We start from the raw sequence: 15172 nt of genomic DNA on the forward strand, positions 1-15172 counted from the left end.
GCCACGGTAAATGGGTCGTGAGCCACATCACAGGCCATCTCCGAGGAAGAGCAGGTCCCGCGCATGCAATTCGACCTACGCGAACGCATCGACAGCAGTCCGATGACGCGCTACCAATGGGGCGCCATCGCCATCTGCGGTCTACTCAACGTGCTCGACGGCTTCGACGTCCTCGTCATGGCGTTCACTGCACAGTCGGTGTCGCAGGAGTGGGATCTGTCCGGCTCCGTCGTCGGCCTCCTGCTCAGCGCCGGACTGTTCGGCATGGCCGCGGGGTCGCTGTTTCTGGCGCCGTGGGCAGACACCATCGGTCGCCGGGCCATGATTCTGCTGTGCCTGGCGCTGGCGTCGTCGGGCATGCTGCTGTCGGCGGTCAGCCAGAACGCGATGCAACTCGGCCTGCTCCGCGCGCTCACCGGGGTCGGTATCGGCGGAATCCTCGCCAGCAGCAACGTCATTGCCAGTGAGTACGCGTCGAACCGTTGGCGCGGGCTGGCCGTGAGCCTCAATTCCACCGGCTACGCCGTCGGCGCCACTCTCGGCGGCATCATCGCCGTCGTGCTGCAGAGCTCGCTCGGCTGGCGCTCGGTGTTCCTGTTCGGCGGTCTGTGCACGGCCGTGATCATCCCCGTCGTCTACGCGCGGCTCCCCGAATCGATCGACTTCCTGCTCGTCCGTCGCCCGGCCAACGCCCTCGACCGGATCAAGGCGTTCGCGCAACGGGCCGGTCAGCCGCCCCTCGACGAACTGCCCGCACCGCGCGCCGCCGCCGCTGCGGATGCCGGATTCGCGGTGCGCGTACTCCTCTCCCCGGAGCGGCGCCGCAGCACCCTGCTGGTGTGGTTCGCGTTCTTCATGGCGATGTTCGGCTTCTACTTCGTCACCAGCTGGACCCCGAAACTGCTGGTCGAGGCAGGCATGTCCGCCAACCAGGGCGTCACCGGCGGTGTGCTCCTCAACCTCGGCGGCATCTTCGGCGCCACCCTGCTCGGCGCGCTGTCGGCGCGGTTCGCCCTGAAGCGGGTGCTCATCGCGTACCTGGCGATCGCCGGGGTGCTCCTCGTCGTCTTCGTCCCCGCCACCGCATCCATCGTCATCGCATTCGGGCTCGGCGCCCTCATCGGCGTCTTCGCCAACGGCTGCATCGCCGGGCTGTACGCGATCACCCCGTCCGTCTACTCCCCGGCCGTCCGCGCCACCGGAGTCGGCTGGGGCATCGGCATCGGACGCGTCGGCGCCATCGCGTCCCCGATTGTCGCGGGCGCCCTCCTCGACCGCGACTGGTCGCCCACGCAGCTGTACATCCTGGTCGCCGCATCCTTCGCCCTCGCCGGGATCGCCGTGTCGCGGCTGCGGTTCGAGAAGACCACCGCAGGCACCGCCGCGGACGCACCGCTGACGACCCACTGAGGCGGCTCCGCCACTCGTGCGCCTTTCTGGTTGTCCCCGCAACCAGAAAGGCGCACGGGCCCGGAGGGCCTAGGCGTGCACGTGCAGCGGTTTGCCAGCCACCGCCAGCAGTGCCTCGCCGAGGGCCTCGCCCTGGGTGGGGTGGGCGTGCACGAATTTCGCGGCCTGGGCGGCGTCGACCTCGAAGTTGTACAGCAGCTGCGCCTCGCCGATCAGTTCGCCGACGCGGTCGCCGACCATGTGCACACCGACCACGACGCCGTCCGGCGCCACGACGAGTTTGACCGCCCCCGACGTCTTGAGGATCTGGCTCTTGCCGTTGCCGGCGAGGTCGTAGACGACCGTCCGGATCTCGTCGCCGAACTTCTCCCGCGCCGCGGACTCGGTCAGTCCGACCGATGCGACCTCGGGGTGGGAGTACGTGACCCGGGGGATGCCGGTCTCGTCGATGACGTCGGGACGGAGCCCGGCGATCTCCTCCGCCACGAAGATGCCCTGCTGGAAGCCGCGATGCGCGAGCTGGAGTCCGGGCACGATGTCGCCGACCGCGTAGACGTTGGGCACGGTGGTGCGCAGCCGGTCGCTGGTGACCACGAATCCCCGGTCGAGGACCACCCCGGTCTCCTCGTACCCCATCGAGGCGGTGTTCGGACCGCGGCCCACCGCGACCAGCACGACGTCGGCGTCGAGCACGTCGCCGGAGTCGAGTGTGACGGTTACCCCGTCGTCGTCCTGCGCCACCTCGGTGACGCGCACCCCGGTCTTCGCGGCGATCTTGCGACGACGGAACGCCCGCTCGAGGTATTTGGAGACCGTCTCGTCCTCGTTCGGAACCAGCCTCGACATCGCGTCGACGATCGTGACCGACGCACCGAACGACGCCCACACACTGGCGAATTCGACGCCGATGACACCGCCGCCGAGGATGATCGCCTTCCTCGGAACCGTCGGCAGCACCAGCGCCTGGTCACTGGAGACGACCCTGCCGCCGATGCTGATGCCCGGCAACGTCTTCGGAGACGAGCCCGTCGCCAGGACGACGGCAGCGCCGGTGATCAGCTCGCCATCGACCTCGACACCGTTGGGCCCCACCAGCCGTCCGCGTCCGTTGACGACGGTGATGCCGTAGGAGTCGACGAGACCCTGCAAGCCCTTGTGCAGGCGGGTGACGATGGTGTTCTGATAGCTCAGCACCTTCTCGAGGTCGACCCCGCCGAACGTGACGTCGACCCCGAACTGCGCGGCCGTGCGGGCACTGTCCGCGATCTCCGCGGAATGCAGCAGCGCCTTGGTCGGAATGCACCCCTTGTGCAGGCAGGTGCCGCCGAGTTCGTTCTCTTCGATCAGAATGACCGAACGGCCCAGTTCGGCCGAGCGGATGGCGGCCGCGTAGCCGCCGGAACCGCCACCGAGGATGACGACATCTGCAGATCGGGACATGGGAACTCCTTGCTGGAACGGAAAGGGAATCGACATCAGAGGGAAGCGGTCGCGGCGACGGCGTCGGCGTGCAGGCGGCCCGCCCGGTAGGACGACCGCACGAGCGGTCCGGACAGGACGCCGAGGAATCCGATCTCGCGGGCGACCCCGTCGAGCATCACGAACTCCTCCGGTTTCGCCCACCGCTCCACCGGATGATGCCGGGCCGAGGGCCGGAGGTACTGCGTGATCGTGATCAACTGGCAACCGGCGTCGTGCAGGTCACGGAGCGCCTGGATCACCTCGTCCGTGGTCTCCCCCATCCCGAGGATGAGGTTCGACTTGGTGATCAGACCGTCCTCCCGCGCGCGGGTGATCACGTCGAGGGAACGCTCGTAGGTGAACGCCGGCCGGATCCGACGGAAGATCCGGGGAACGGTCTCCACATTGTGTGCCAGTACCTCCGGGCGGGTGTCGAACACTTCGCGCAACTGCGCGGCGACGGCATTGAAATCCGGGATCAGCAGTTCGACGCCGGTGCCCGGGCACAGTTCGTGAATCTGCCGGACCGTCTCGGCGTACAGCCAGGCGCCGCCGTCGGGTAGATCGTCACGCGCCACACCGGTGACGGTGGCGTACCGGAGGCCCATGGTCTGCACCGATTCCGCGACCCGCCGGGGTTCTCCCCGATCGAGGGCCGCGGGACGGCCGGTGTCGATCTGGCAGAAGTCACACCGCCGGGTGCACTGGCTGCCGCCGATGAGGAACGTGGCCTCGCGGTCCTCCCAGCATTCGAAGATGTTGGGACATCCGGCTTCCTGACACACGGTGTTCAGGTTCTCGCGCTCGACGAGGGCGGCGAGAACCCGGTATTCGGGGCCGGTCCGCATCTGCACCTTCATCCACGACGGTTTGCGTTCGACCGGGGTCTGGGCGTTGCGGACTTCGAGGCGGAGCAGGCGCGTGCCTGCCGGGGATACAGGGGCTGTAGTCATGGAGGAACTCCTACGACCGGACGAAACCGGTCGGTATGCGACGACCCCCGGCAGCACGGCACGGGGGAAAATGAGGGAGAAGGCGAGCACACGACGACAACCGTTGCACTCGAGGCTGTCTGGGCTCTCATCGATCGGCGTGTGCGGTCACGTCCGAGCGAGGATCAATCGAGGATGCCAAATGACGAGGCGTTTTGGCAATACGGCTCCGCCACCCGTGCGCCTTTCTGGTAGCGGGAACAACCAGAAAGGCGCACGAGCCCGAAGGGCCCAGGAGACAAACCGGCACCGCCTGTGTACTGTTTGGCCAACCACAACTGAAGACGCCGTTGACGCGCAGCGGGAGAACCTCCTTTTCGGAGGCGCCGTAGGAGCAACTTCCTCCCCGGGAATCTCTCAGGCCCCAGTACCGCAGCGTAGAGGCAACTCTGGAGAACAGAATCGGCCGCAAGGCCGGTACTTACCGAAGGTGAAGAGCACGCCGCGCAAGCGGTACGCCCAAACTCTCAGGTTTCAGGACAGAGCGGGGAGGTGCCCCCTGTCGATGTCCGGTGCGGTCCGGACTCAACGAAACCGGAGTCACCTCGTGTCAGTCGAATCCCGTCACGCGCATCGCAGCGCGCCTCTCACCAGCGATTTTCCGTCACGCCACATCGGCCCCGACGCTTCCGCCAGCCAGCGCATGCTCGGCGCTCTCGGTTACGACACGCTCGATCAGCTCATCGATGCCGCGGTGCCCGATCAGATCCGCAGCTCGGAGGCCCTGGACCTGCCGGTGGCGCGGTCCGAGCAGCAGGTGCTCTCCGACCTGCGGACGCTGTCCGAGCGCAACGAGACCCGCGTCCAGATGATCGGCCTCGGCTACTACGACACCATCACGCCTGCAGTTCTGCGCCGCAACATGCTCGAGTCGCCGGCCTGGTACACCGCGTACACGCCGTATCAGCCGGAGATTTCCCAGGGCAGGCTCGAGGCGCTGCTGACGTTCCAGACGGTCATCGAAGACCTCACGGCCCTCCCCCTCGCCGGTGCGTCCCTGCTGGACGAGGCCACCGCGGTAATGGAGGCGGTGCTGCTGATGCGGCGCGCGAACAAGGCGAAGTCGGGGACGCCCCGCGTGGTCGTCGACGCCGACTGTCTGCCGCAGACCCTCGCGGTGGTGTGTGGCCGGGCCAAGTCGGTGGGCATCGACGTCGAGGTCGCCGACCTGACCGACGGTCTTCCGGACGGTGATCTGTTCGGCGTCGTGTTCCAGGCGCCCGGCGCCAGTGGGCACGTGCGTGATCTGGCTCCGCTCATCGCCGCCGCCCAGGAGCGTGGCGCCCTGACCACGGTCGCGGCCGACCTGCTGTCGTTGACGCTGCTGACGCCGCCCGGTGAGCAGGGTGCCGACATCGCGGTGGGATCCGCGCAGCGTTTCGGGGTGCCGCTGTTCTTCGGTGGGCCGCACGCCGGTTACATGGCCGTGCGCGGCGGGCTCGAGCGCATGCTCCCCGGCCGACTCGTCGGTGTGTCCGTCGACGTGGACGGGAAAACCGCCTACCGGCTGGCACTGCAGACCCGCGAACAGCACATCCGGCGCGACAAGGCGACCAGCAACATCTGCACCGCGCAGGCGCTCCTCGCGAACGTCGCCGCCATGTACGCCGCATATCACGGCCCGGAAGGGCTGCGCGCCATCGCGACTCGGGTACACGCACACGCGACGGCCATCGCAGGCGGCCTCCGCACGGCCGGACACTCGGTGGTCCACGACAGCTTCTTCGACACCGTGCTGGTGCACGTTCCGGCCGGGGCCCGCGACGTCGTCGACCGCGCCGACCACGCAGGCATCAACCTGAGGCTGGTCGACGCGGACCACGTCGCGATCGCCTGCGACGAGTGCACCACCGACGAGATCGTCGACCGCGTCCTGTCCGCGTTCGGCGCCCGAGTCGAGACGGCAACGACCTCCGCGCTGCCGCAGTCGCTGCTGCGCACGTCGAACTACCTGCAGCACCCCGTGTTCCACGAGCACCGATCCGAGACGTCGATGCTCCGCTTCCTGCGCGCGCTGTCGGACAAGGACCTCGCACTGGACCGCACCATGATCCCGCTCGGCTCGTGCACGATGAAGCTCAACTCCGCCGTGGAGATGGAGCCGATCAGCTGGCCCGGGTTCGCGTCCATCCACCCGTACGCCCCGGTCGAACAGACCAGCGGCTACCTGCAGCTCATCCGCGGCCTCGAGCGGTGGCTGGGTGAGATCACCGGATACGACCGGGTATCGTTGCAGCCCAACGCCGGATCGCAGGGCGAACTGGCCGGGCTGCTGGCCATCAACGGCTACCACGACAGCCGCGGCGATCACGGACGCGACATCTGCCTCATCCCGCAGTCCGCGCACGGCACCAACGCCGCCTCCGCGGTACTCGCCGGCATGCGGGTGGTGGTGGTCGCGACGGCGCCGAACGGCAACATCGACCTCGACGACCTGCGCGCGAAGATCGCGGCGCACGAAAACAAGATCGCCGCGATCATGCTCACCTACCCGTCCACCCACGGCGTGTACGAGAACGACGTGCGGACGGTGTGCGATCTCGTGCACGAGGCCGGCGGTCAGGTGTACGTCGACGGCGCCAACCTCAACGCGCTCGTCGGTCTGGCCCAGCCGGGGAAGTTCGGCGGCGACGTGTCGCACCTGAACCTGCACAAGACGTTCTGCATCCCGCACGGCGGCGGCGGCCCCGGTGTCGGACCGGTGGCGGTGCGTAAGCATCTGGCCCCGTTCCTGCCCGGCAACCCGCTCGGCGGAGACCAACTCGGCACTCCGGTGTCGGCGGCGAACTACGGCTCCGCCGGCATCCTGCCCATCACGTGGGCGTACATCGCCCTGATGGGCCCGGACGGACTGACGGACGCCACCAAGACGGCGGTTCTCGCCGCCAACTACGTCGCGAAGTCTCTCGACGCGCATTTCCCCGTCCTGTACACCGGGCCCTCGGGTCTGGTGGCGCACGAGTGCATCCTGGACCTGCGTCCGGTCACGAAGGCGACCGGCGTGACCGCCGAGGACGTCGCAAAGCGGTTGATCGACTACGGTTTCCACGCCCCCACCCTGTCGTTCCCCGTCAGCGGCACCCTGATGGTGGAGCCCACCGAATCCGAGGATCTCGCCGAACTCGACCGTTTCATCGAGGCGATGATCTCGATCCGCCGCGAAATCGATCTGGTCGGCGAGGGTGTGTGGCCGCTCGAACGCAGCCCGCTGCGTCAGGCCCCGCACACCGCGGATCAGGTCACCGCCGACAACTGGGATCTGCCCTACCCGCGGCACCTGGCCGCCTTCCCCGTCGCGTCACTGCGTGCCGGAAAGTACTGGCCTCCGGTTCGCCGCATCGACGGCGTGCACGGCGACCGCAACCTCGTGTGCTCGTGCCCCGCGCCCGAGGCCTTCGAGAACACCACCGACATCAATTCCTCGGCCCTCGCCGAGACCCCCGAGGAGGCCTTCGCATGACCGTCACCACGACACCCGCGTCCCCGCTACTGGACGAGCACGGCGCTCTCGGAGCGCATTTCACCGACTTCGCGGGCTGGCAGATGCCGCTGAAATACGACAGCGAACTTGCCGAGCACCACGCCGTCCGCAAGTCCGCCGGACTGTTCGACCTCTCACACATGGGTGAGATCGACGTTACCGGAACCGAATCCGGCGCACTGCTGGACTACGCGCTGGCCGGCGAGCTGTCGAAGATCGGCGTCGGCCGGGCCAAGTACTCGCTGCTGTGCAACGCGAACGGCGGCGTGATCGACGACCTCGTCGTCTACCGGCTCGCCAACGAGCACTTCCTGGTGGTCGCGAACGCCGCGAACGCCCCGACCGTGTACCGCGAACTGGCAGCGCGCGCCGAAGGTTTCTCGGCGAAGGTCGACGACCAGTCCACGGAGACCGCGCTGATCGCGGTGCAGGGACCGGCAGCCCAGGACATCGTGCAGTCCCTCGTTCCCGCGTCGCAGGTGGAGACCGTCGCGGAACTGAAGTACTACGCGGTCACCCGGGCGGTCGTCGCCGGCATCGACGTCCTCCTGGCCCGCACCGGCTATACCGGTGAGGACGGCTTCGAGCTGTACGTGCCGAACGAGCAATCCGTGGCGCTGTGGCGCGCCCTGCTGGCCGCCACCACGGAGCGTGACGGCGTCCCCGCGGGTCTCGCGTGCCGCGACACCCTTCGGCTCGAGGCCGGGATGGCGCTCTACGGGCACGAACTGACCCTCGACACGAACCCGTACGAGGCCGGTCTCGGCAAGGTGGTGCGGCTGAACAAGGAGTTCGTCGGCCGCGACGCCCTGCAGGCGTTGTCGGAGCAGGCCCCGCAGCGGGTGCTCGTCGGTCTCGCAGGCACCGGACGCCGCGCCGCCCGCGCCGACTACACCGTCCACGACGCGAGCGGAGTGGCCGTCGGCACGATCACGTCCGGCGCACTGTCCCCGACGCTGGGACATCCGATCGCGCTGGCGTTCGTGGACATCGCGTTCCGCGAGCCCGGCACCGAGCTGACCGTCGACATCCGCGGCAAGAAAGAACGGTTCGTGGTCACCCCGTCGCCGTTCTACCGCCGTTCCTGAACCCTCCTGTCCCTTCAGCCCCGAAAAGGTACCGCCATGTCTTCAGCAGCCTTCCCCGACGACCGCAGCTACACCGACGACCACGAATGGGTCCTGATCGCGCCGGGCGCCGAATTGCCCGACGAGCCCGTCCGCGTCGGCATCACGTCCGTCGCCGTCAACTCGCTCGGTGAACTCGTCTTCGTCGATCTGCCCGAGGTCGGGACGACCATCGTCGCCGGTCAATCGTGCGGCGAGGTCGAGTCGACCAAGACCGTCTCCGAGCTGTACCCGCCGGTCAGCGGCCGGGTGACCCTGATCAACACTGCCGCCGTCGACGACCCCGGCCTGGTGACGTCCGACCCGTACGGGGAGGGCTGGTTGTTCGCCGTCCAGCCGTCCGACGCCGGAGAACTCCTCACCGCCGCCGAGTACGCCGAGAAGAACGGAGCGAACGCATGAGCGTCCTGAACCGTGACCTCGCGGACTTCGACCCGGACGTCGCGGCACTGATCGGCAAGGAACTCGAGCGTCAGCGCACCGGCCTGGAGATGATCGCGTCGGAGAACCACGCGCCGCTCGCGGTCATGCAGGCGCAGGGATCGGTGCTGACCAACAAGTACGCGGAGGGGTACCCGGGGCGCCGCTACTACGGCGGCTGCGAGCACGTCGACTCCATCGAGCAGCTCGCCATCGACCGCGTCAAGGCCCTCTTCGCCGCGGAATATGCCAACGTGCAACCACATTCGGGCGCCACCGCGAACGCGTCGGTGATGCACGCGCTGATCAAGCCGGGCGACACCATCCTCGGCCTGTCCCTCGCCGACGGCGGTCACCTCACCCACGGCATGCGGCTGAACTTCTCCGGCAAGCTCTACAACGTGGCGGCGTACGGGGTGTCCGAGAAGGACTACCTCATCGATATGGACGCGGTCGCGAAGGCGGCGCGTGAGCACCGGCCGCAACTGATCATCGCCGGCTGGTCGGCCTACCCGCGCCAGTTGGACTTCGCCCGGTTCCGGGAGATCGCGGACGAGGTCGGCGCCTACCTGATGGTCGACATGGCCCACTTCGCCGGCCTCGTGGCCACCGGATACCACCCGTCCCCGGTCCCGCACGCGCACGTCGTGACGTCGACGACGCACAAGACCCTCGGCGGGCCCCGCGGCGGGATCATCCTGACCAACGACGCGGCCATCGCGAAGAAGATCAACTCGGCGGTCTTCCCCGGCCAGCAGGGCGGGCCGCTCGAGCACGTGATCGCCGGTAAGGCAACGGCATTCAAGATGGCCGCCGAACCCGAGTTCGCGGAACGCCAGGAACGCTGCCTCGACGGGGCGAAGGTCCTCGCCGAGCGCCTCAGCCGCCCCGACGTGAAAGAAGCCGGAATCAGCGTCCTCACCGGCGGCACGGACGTGCACCTCGTCCTCGTCGACCTCCGGGACGCCGACATCGACGGGCAGCAGGCCGAGGACCGCCTCGACGCGATCGGAATCACCGTCAACCGCAACGCCGTTCCGTTCGACCCGCGGCCGCCGATGGTGACGTCCGGCCTACGCATCGGCACACCGGCACTCGCGGCGCGCGGTTTCGGCCGGGACGACTTCGTGACGGTCGCCGACCTGATCGCCCAGGCCCTCGTCGCGCCCGAAGGTACCGACACGTCGGCACTCGCGGCCCAGGTCCGCGCGCTCGCCGACAAATACCCCCTCTACCCGGAGCTGTAGGGATGACCATCAGCGTCTTCGACCTCTTCTCCGTCGGCATCGGCCCCTCCAGTTCACACACGGTCGGGCCGATGCGGGCGGCGGGGACGTTCGTCGACGACCTCGGCGCACTCGGCGTTCTCGGGGACGTCGCCGGTGTTCGTGTCGACCTGTACGGTTCGCTCGCGGCCACCGGTGCCGGGCACGGAACCATGTCGGCGATCCTGCTCGGCCTCGAAGGGTATCGGCCGGAGACCATCGCCACCGAGGAGATGGAGACGCGGCTCGCGACGGTGCGAGCGAGTCGGCGGATCCGCGTCGCCGGGACGGTCGAGATCCCGCTCGCCGAGGATGAGATGGTGCTGCATCCGTTGACGGTGCTGGATTTTCACCCCAACGGGATGACCCTCACTGCCACCGCGGCGGACGGTCGGGAACTGCACGCGCAGACGTACTTCTCGATCGGCGGCGGATTCGTCGTCACCGGCGCCGAACCGGCGATGTCCGTCGGCGCAGGCGCGAACTCGTTGTCGTTCGGGTCGGCGCGCGAATTACTCGACCTCTGCGAGCACTACGGACTCGGCATCGGCGAGGTGATGCTCGAGCACGAACGGACCCTGCGGCCCGAGTCGGAGGTCCGGGCGCGACTGCTGCACATCCGGGACGTGATGGTCGAGTGTCAGCAACGCGGCATCAGCCGGGACGGGTACCTGCCCGGCAATCTGCAGGTGCGCCGACGCGCCCGCGGCTGGTACGAGCGGCTGAACGCGGAAGACCCGCACCGTGATCCCGCGTTCGCCGAGGACTGGGTGAATCTGGTGGCCCTCGCCGTCAACGAGGAGAACGCGTCCGGGGGGCGGATCGTCACCGCCCCCACCAACGGCGCGGCCGGCATCATCCCGGCGGTGCTGCACTTCGCGCTGCACTACACCCCGGCGGGGAAGGCAGATCCGGACGGCACGTCGGTGCGATTCCTGTTGGCGGCAGGCGCAATCGGATCCCTGTACAAGGAGCGAGCCTCGATCTCCGGTGCCGAGGTGGGGTGCCAGGGCGAGGTCGGCTCCGCGGCGTCGATGGCCGCCGCCGGTCTCGCCGAGATCCTCGGCGGCACCCCCGCGCAGGTGGAGAACTCGGCGGAGATCGCGATGGAACACAGTCTCGGTCTGACGTGCGATCCCATCGGCGGGCTGGTGCAGATTCCGTGCATCGAGCGCAACGCCATCTCGGCGGGCAAGGCGATCAACGCCGCCCGGATGGCATTGCGCGGCGACGGCACCCACCGCGTCAGCCTCGATCAGGTGATCGAGACGATGCGCGCCACCGGCGCCGACATGAGCTCGAAGTACAAGGAGACGTCCACCGGTGGTCTGGCCGTCAACGTGTCGGTGAACCTCGTCGAATGCTGACGCGGGGCCACCCCACGGACGTGGTGCCGGGGATCCGATCGGGATCCCCGGCACCGCGGTCATGCAGGTGCGGGTTGCAATAGACCGATCCGGTCGAATCGCGCCGCACGTTCGGAGAGTCGCTGGGTGGTGTCCGCCGCATCGAGGAGCGCCAGCTCGCGGTGGAGCACCGCACCGACCCGGGTGCAGAATGCCGTGGATTCCTCGGCAGCGTCGGGGAATTCGGGGATCACCTCGTCCACGATGCCGCTCGCGAGGAGATCGGAAGATCGGATGCCCTGCCGGGCAGCCATGTCCGGCGCATGCGCGATGTCGTGGTGCAGGATCGCGCTCGCACCCTCGGGCGGCAACGGTGACAACCAGCCGTGCTCGGCGGCGAGCACCCGATCGGCCGGAATCAACGCGAGCGCGCCGCCGCCGGTGCCCTGCCCGAGCAGCAAGGAGATCGTGGGAACGTCGAGCGAGACCATGTCGGCGATGCAGCGCGCGATCTCACCGGCCAGCCCGCCCTCCTCGGCCTCCTTCGACAATGCCGCTCCCGCGGTGTCGATGACCGTCACCAGCGGCAGATTCAGTTCCGCCGCCAGCCGCATTCCCCTGCGCGCTTCCCGCAGGGCGGCCGGGCCGAGCGGCGACCGCGTGGTCTGCCCGCGACGGTCCTGCCCGAGCAGGACGCAGGGCATGTCACCGAACCGGACGAGCGCGAGGATCAGACCCGGATCGATCTCCCCCTGACCGGTTCCGTTGAGCGGAAGCACATCCGACGCGGAGTGGAACATCACGTCGCGCACCCCCGGCCGGTCCTCGCGTCGCGACGCGAGCACCGACTCCCACGCGGGGACGTCCGGCAGACTCGCGTGCACGGTGGGGTCGGCGGGAGCCGGGCGGCCACCGCGGCTGGAGGTGATGATGCGCAGTGCGCGGTCGACGATCTCGGCGAGCTGTTCAAGAGGCCGCACCGCGTCGATGAGTCCGTGCGCGTGCAGGTTCTCGGCGGTCTGGACACCGGTGGGGAACGGCGCGTCGTACAGCGCCTCGTACACGCGCGGCCCGAGGAATCCGACGAGCGCTCCCGGTTCCGCGATGGTGACATGGCCCAGCGATCCCCAGGACGCGAACACCCCGCCGGTCGTGGGGCTCCGGAGGTAGACGAGATACGGCAGGTGCGCCTCCTTGTGCTTGATCACCGCTGCCGTGATCTTGACCATCTGCAGGAACGCGGTCGTCCCCTCCTGCATACGCGTCCCACCCGAGGTGGGCAGGGCGAGCAGCGGAAGCCCTTCGTGGGTGGCGCGGCGGATCGCGGCGACCAGACGCTCCCCCGCCGCCACGCCGATGGAGCCGCCGAGAAAGCCGAACTCGCAGACGAGGATCGCGGTTCGGCGGCCGCGAACGGTGGCGACTCCGGTGAGCACCGCCTCGTCGAGGCCGGTCTTCTCCTGCGCGCGGAGAAGCTCGTCGGCGTACTCGGAATCCGCGGCGACCTGGATCGGTGGGGTGTCCCACGACTCCCAGGTGCCGGCGTCGACCACCAGATCGAGCAGTTCGGGAGCGGTCAGGCGCGCCATCAGCTGCATTCCTTCAGCCACGACAGCACGCTGTCGTTGTCGGCGCCCAGGACCGGCGGTGCGGTGTGCCGGGTCTCGGTGACCTCGGTGCCGTCCGGTTCGAAGAACCGCAGCGGCGGGCCGGGCAGCGTGATGTTGCCGAGGGTGCGGTGGTCGACGTCGACGAGCAGCCCCTGCGACTTCGTCTGCTCCCATTCGTAGACCTCGGAGATGGTCCGGACGCGTCCCGCGGGCACCCCGATCCGGTCGAGTTCGATCAGGAGTTCGTCGCTCGTGTACGCGCCGAACGCGTCCTCGACCAGTTCGAGGACCTGCTTGTGGTTCTCGACGCGTTCGGGGTTGGTGGCCATGCCGGGAGCGTCGGGGTCGAGGTGGAAGCCGGCGCAGAACCGCTTCCACAGTCCTTCGCTGCCGACCGAGATCTGCACGGCGCCGTCGGCGGTGCGGAACAGTCCGTACGGGGAGATCGAGGGATGGTGGTTGCCCTGCGCCTCGCCGACCTCGCCGGCGACGGTCCACTTCGTCCCCTGGAAGGCGTGCACGCCGACGACGCTGGCCAGCAACGACGTTCGCACGACGCGGCCCCGTCCGGTGCGCTCGCGTTCCTGCAACGCGGCGACGACGCCGAACGCCCCGTACATGCCGGCGAGCAGGTCCGCGATGGGGACGCCGACACGCTGGACGTCGTCGGGATTCGGTCCGGTCAGCGACATCAGCCCGGCCTCGCCCTGTGCGATCTGGTCGTAGCCTGCGCGGCCGCCTTCGGGTCCGTCGTGACCGAAACCGCTGATGGACAGGACGACCAGGCGCGGGTTCAGCTCCGCGAGACGCTCGGTGGTGAACCCCAGCCGGTCGAGGACCCCGGTGCGGAAGTTCTCCATGAGGACGTCGGCCCGCCGGACGAGGGCTTCGAGGGTGGCGCGTCCGTCCTCGGACTTGAGGTCCAGAGTGATCGACTTCTTGTTCCGGTTCGCGGACAGGAAGTACGTCGATTCGCGCGGCGTGTCGGCGGGTTCGACGAACGGCGGCCCCCACCCGCGGGTGTCGTCGCCGCCGTGCGGGGTTTCGACCTTGATGACGTCCGCGCCGAGGTCGCCGAGCATCATCGCCGCATGGGGGCCCGCCAGTGCGCGCGTCAGATCGACGACGACCACTCCTTGTAGCGGACCCGTGCGCTCCATCGTTTTCGTGGACATGTGAAACCACCATTACTTCCTGGCGAGAGCCGCGAGAGCTGGACTGTTGGTGCAGTGACCTAGTGGACTAGCCAATTAAATGAAGCAGCTGATCCGACCGATGTCAAGAAACCGTGCGTGCGGTTACCTGCCTCCGGGAGATACCGTGGAGTAGTTTCAGTGGAATGGAGAGTGGGTGGCCCAGTGGCTGAGCAACTGCGTCCGGTGGCGCGACCGCGGCTGTACGAGGTGATCGTCGAACAACTCTGCGCCCACATCGCCGAACACGGGATGACGCCGGGCGACCGCCTCCCCGCCGAGCGTGAACTCGCAGCTCAACTGGGGGTGTCCCGCGCGTCCCTGAGCCAGGCACTCGTAGCGCTCGAGGTGCAGGGCGTGGTGTCGGTGCGACATGGCGACGGCGCCGTCCTCGTCCGACAGCCCATCGAGGAACGCGCGATCAAGGCCCTGCGGGAACACGCCGACCGGCTTCCCGAGGTGATCGAGGCCCGCGAGGCACTCGAGGTCAAACTGGCGGGGCTCGCCGCCGAGCGCCGGACCGACGCGGAGATGGCGGCGATCGATTCCGCCCTCGCGACGATGGAGGCCGAGATCGCCGCCGGGGATCGCGGCGTCGGCGGCGACGAGCAGTTCCACGAGGCCATCACCGTCGCCGCGCACTCGTCGCTGCTCGCCAAGCTGATGCACGAGATCTCCGGGCTGATCCGGGAGACCCGGATCGAATCCCTCTCCCAGGCCGAACGCCCGCGGGCCTCCCTCGAAGGGCACCGTCGCATTGCGACGGCGATTCGAGATCAGGACTCCGCGGGCGCCTCCCGTGCGATGGCCGATCACATCCGGATGGTGTCCGACGTCGCGCTGCTGCGCGAGGGCAGCTGACCTGCT

The 15172-nt window shown here is 68.6% G+C and carries 11 protein-coding genes and 1 riboswitch; of the genes, 7 read left to right on the plus strand and 4 right to left on the minus strand.

Translation table 11 applies throughout. The features are described 5' to 3' along the window. Window positions 1–63 precede the first annotated feature (63 nt). Window positions 64–1410, plus strand: coding sequence for an MFS transporter (locus MLGJGCBP_RS08130; RefSeq protein ID WP_160094718.1), 1347 nt, complete (start codon window positions 64–66; stop codon window positions 1408–1410). A gap of 69 nt (window positions 1411–1479) precedes the next feature. Here MLGJGCBP_RS08130 and lpdA read toward each other — a convergent pair whose 3' ends face one another. Together lpdA and lipA are read right to left on the minus strand one after the other, a co-directional pair. Next, entirely contained in the window at window positions 1480–2850 is a 1371-nt protein-coding gene (gene lpdA / locus MLGJGCBP_RS08135) for a dihydrolipoyl dehydrogenase (RefSeq protein ID WP_160094719.1), read from the minus strand. A 35-nt stretch (window positions 2851–2885) separates the two neighbouring features. Then, window positions 2886–3824: a lipoyl synthase gene (lipA, locus tag MLGJGCBP_RS08140; RefSeq protein ID WP_160094720.1), complete on the minus strand. Its 939-nt coding sequence runs from the start codon at window positions 3822–3824 to the stop codon at window positions 2886–2888. A gap of 330 nt (window positions 3825–4154) precedes the next feature. Continuing rightward, window positions 4155–4246, plus strand: a riboswitch (glycine riboswitch). Window positions 4247–4368: 122 nt separating this feature from the next. Between lipA and gcvP the strand changes: the two genes are divergently transcribed. From gcvP to MLGJGCBP_RS08165, 5 genes are read left to right on the plus strand one after another with little or no spacing between them, the layout of a single operon-like run. Further along, window positions 4369–7323 (plus strand): aminomethyl-transferring glycine dehydrogenase, encoded by a 2955-nt coding sequence (gene gcvP, locus MLGJGCBP_RS08145; RefSeq protein ID WP_160094721.1) that lies wholly within the window; start codon window positions 4369–4371, stop codon window positions 7321–7323. Beyond that, a complete protein-coding gene (gene gcvT / locus MLGJGCBP_RS08150) occupies window positions 7320–8432 on the plus strand; it encodes a glycine cleavage system aminomethyltransferase GcvT (RefSeq protein WP_160094722.1) in 1113 nt (370 codons plus the stop codon). Before gcvP ends, gcvT begins: the two co-directional genes overlap by 4 nt. Before the next feature lie 36 nt (window positions 8433–8468). Continuing rightward, on the plus strand, window positions 8469–8873 hold the full coding sequence (gene gcvH / locus MLGJGCBP_RS08155) for a glycine cleavage system protein GcvH (protein ID WP_160094723.1): 405 nt from the start codon (window positions 8469–8471) through the stop codon (window positions 8871–8873). Next, complete coding sequence (glyA, locus tag MLGJGCBP_RS08160; protein ID WP_160094724.1) at window positions 8870–10138, plus strand: serine hydroxymethyltransferase; 1269 nt, start codon at window positions 8870–8872, stop codon at window positions 10136–10138. The genes gcvH and glyA overlap by 4 nt, the downstream gene beginning before the upstream one ends. 2 nt (window positions 10139–10140) lie before the next feature. Continuing rightward, window positions 10141–11523, plus strand: coding sequence for an L-serine ammonia-lyase (locus tag MLGJGCBP_RS08165; protein ID WP_160094725.1), 1383 nt, complete (start codon window positions 10141–10143; stop codon window positions 11521–11523). A 59-nt stretch (window positions 11524–11582) separates the two neighbouring features. Here MLGJGCBP_RS08165 and MLGJGCBP_RS08170 read toward each other — a convergent pair whose 3' ends face one another. After that, window positions 11583–13091, minus strand: coding sequence for a carboxyl transferase domain-containing protein (locus MLGJGCBP_RS08170; protein ID WP_160094726.1), 1509 nt, complete (start codon window positions 13089–13091; stop codon window positions 11583–11585). Further along, window positions 13091–14287, minus strand: a complete 1197-nt coding sequence (locus MLGJGCBP_RS08175) for a CaiB/BaiF CoA transferase family protein (protein ID WP_160094727.1) — start codon at window positions 14285–14287, stop codon at window positions 13091–13093. Before MLGJGCBP_RS08175 ends, MLGJGCBP_RS08170 begins: the two co-directional genes overlap by 1 nt. Before the next feature lie 183 nt (window positions 14288–14470). On the opposite strand from MLGJGCBP_RS08175, the gene MLGJGCBP_RS08180 reads away from it, so the two are divergent. Then, window positions 14471–15166, plus strand: coding sequence for a FadR/GntR family transcriptional regulator (locus MLGJGCBP_RS08180; RefSeq protein WP_160094728.1), 696 nt, complete (start codon window positions 14471–14473; stop codon window positions 15164–15166). Window positions 15167–15172: the final 6 nt, after the last annotated feature.

This window comes from Rhodococcus sp. T7, from assembly GCF_009872365.1.
Classification (GTDB): Bacteria; Actinomycetota; Actinomycetes; order Mycobacteriales; family Mycobacteriaceae; genus Rhodococcus_F.

Coding starts and splice junctions, on each gene's coding strand:
- MLGJGCBP_RS08130 (WP_160094718.1), top strand. CDS start 64: ATGCAATTCGACCTACGCGAACGCATCGACAGCAGTCCGATGACGCGC.
- lpdA (WP_160094719.1), bottom strand. CDS start 2,850: ATGTCCCGATCTGCAGATGTCGTCATCCTCGGTGGCGGTTCCGGCGGC.
- lipA (WP_160094720.1), bottom strand. CDS start 3,824: ATGACTACAGCCCCTGTATCCCCGGCAGGCACGCGCCTGCTCCGCCTC.
- gcvP (WP_160094721.1), top strand. CDS start 4,369: ATGTCCGGTGCGGTCCGGACTCAACGAAACCGGAGTCACCTCGTGTCA.
- gcvT (WP_160094722.1), top strand. CDS start 7,320: ATGACCGTCACCACGACACCCGCGTCCCCGCTACTGGACGAGCACGGC.
- gcvH (WP_160094723.1), top strand. CDS start 8,469: ATGTCTTCAGCAGCCTTCCCCGACGACCGCAGCTACACCGACGACCAC.
- glyA (WP_160094724.1), top strand. CDS start 8,870: ATGAGCGTCCTGAACCGTGACCTCGCGGACTTCGACCCGGACGTCGCG.
- MLGJGCBP_RS08165 (WP_160094725.1), top strand. CDS start 10,141: ATGACCATCAGCGTCTTCGACCTCTTCTCCGTCGGCATCGGCCCCTCC.
- MLGJGCBP_RS08170 (WP_160094726.1), bottom strand. CDS start 13,091: ATGGCGCGCCTGACCGCTCCCGAACTGCTCGATCTGGTGGTCGACGCC.
- MLGJGCBP_RS08175 (WP_160094727.1), bottom strand. CDS start 14,287: ATGTCCACGAAAACGATGGAGCGCACGGGTCCGCTACAAGGAGTGGTC.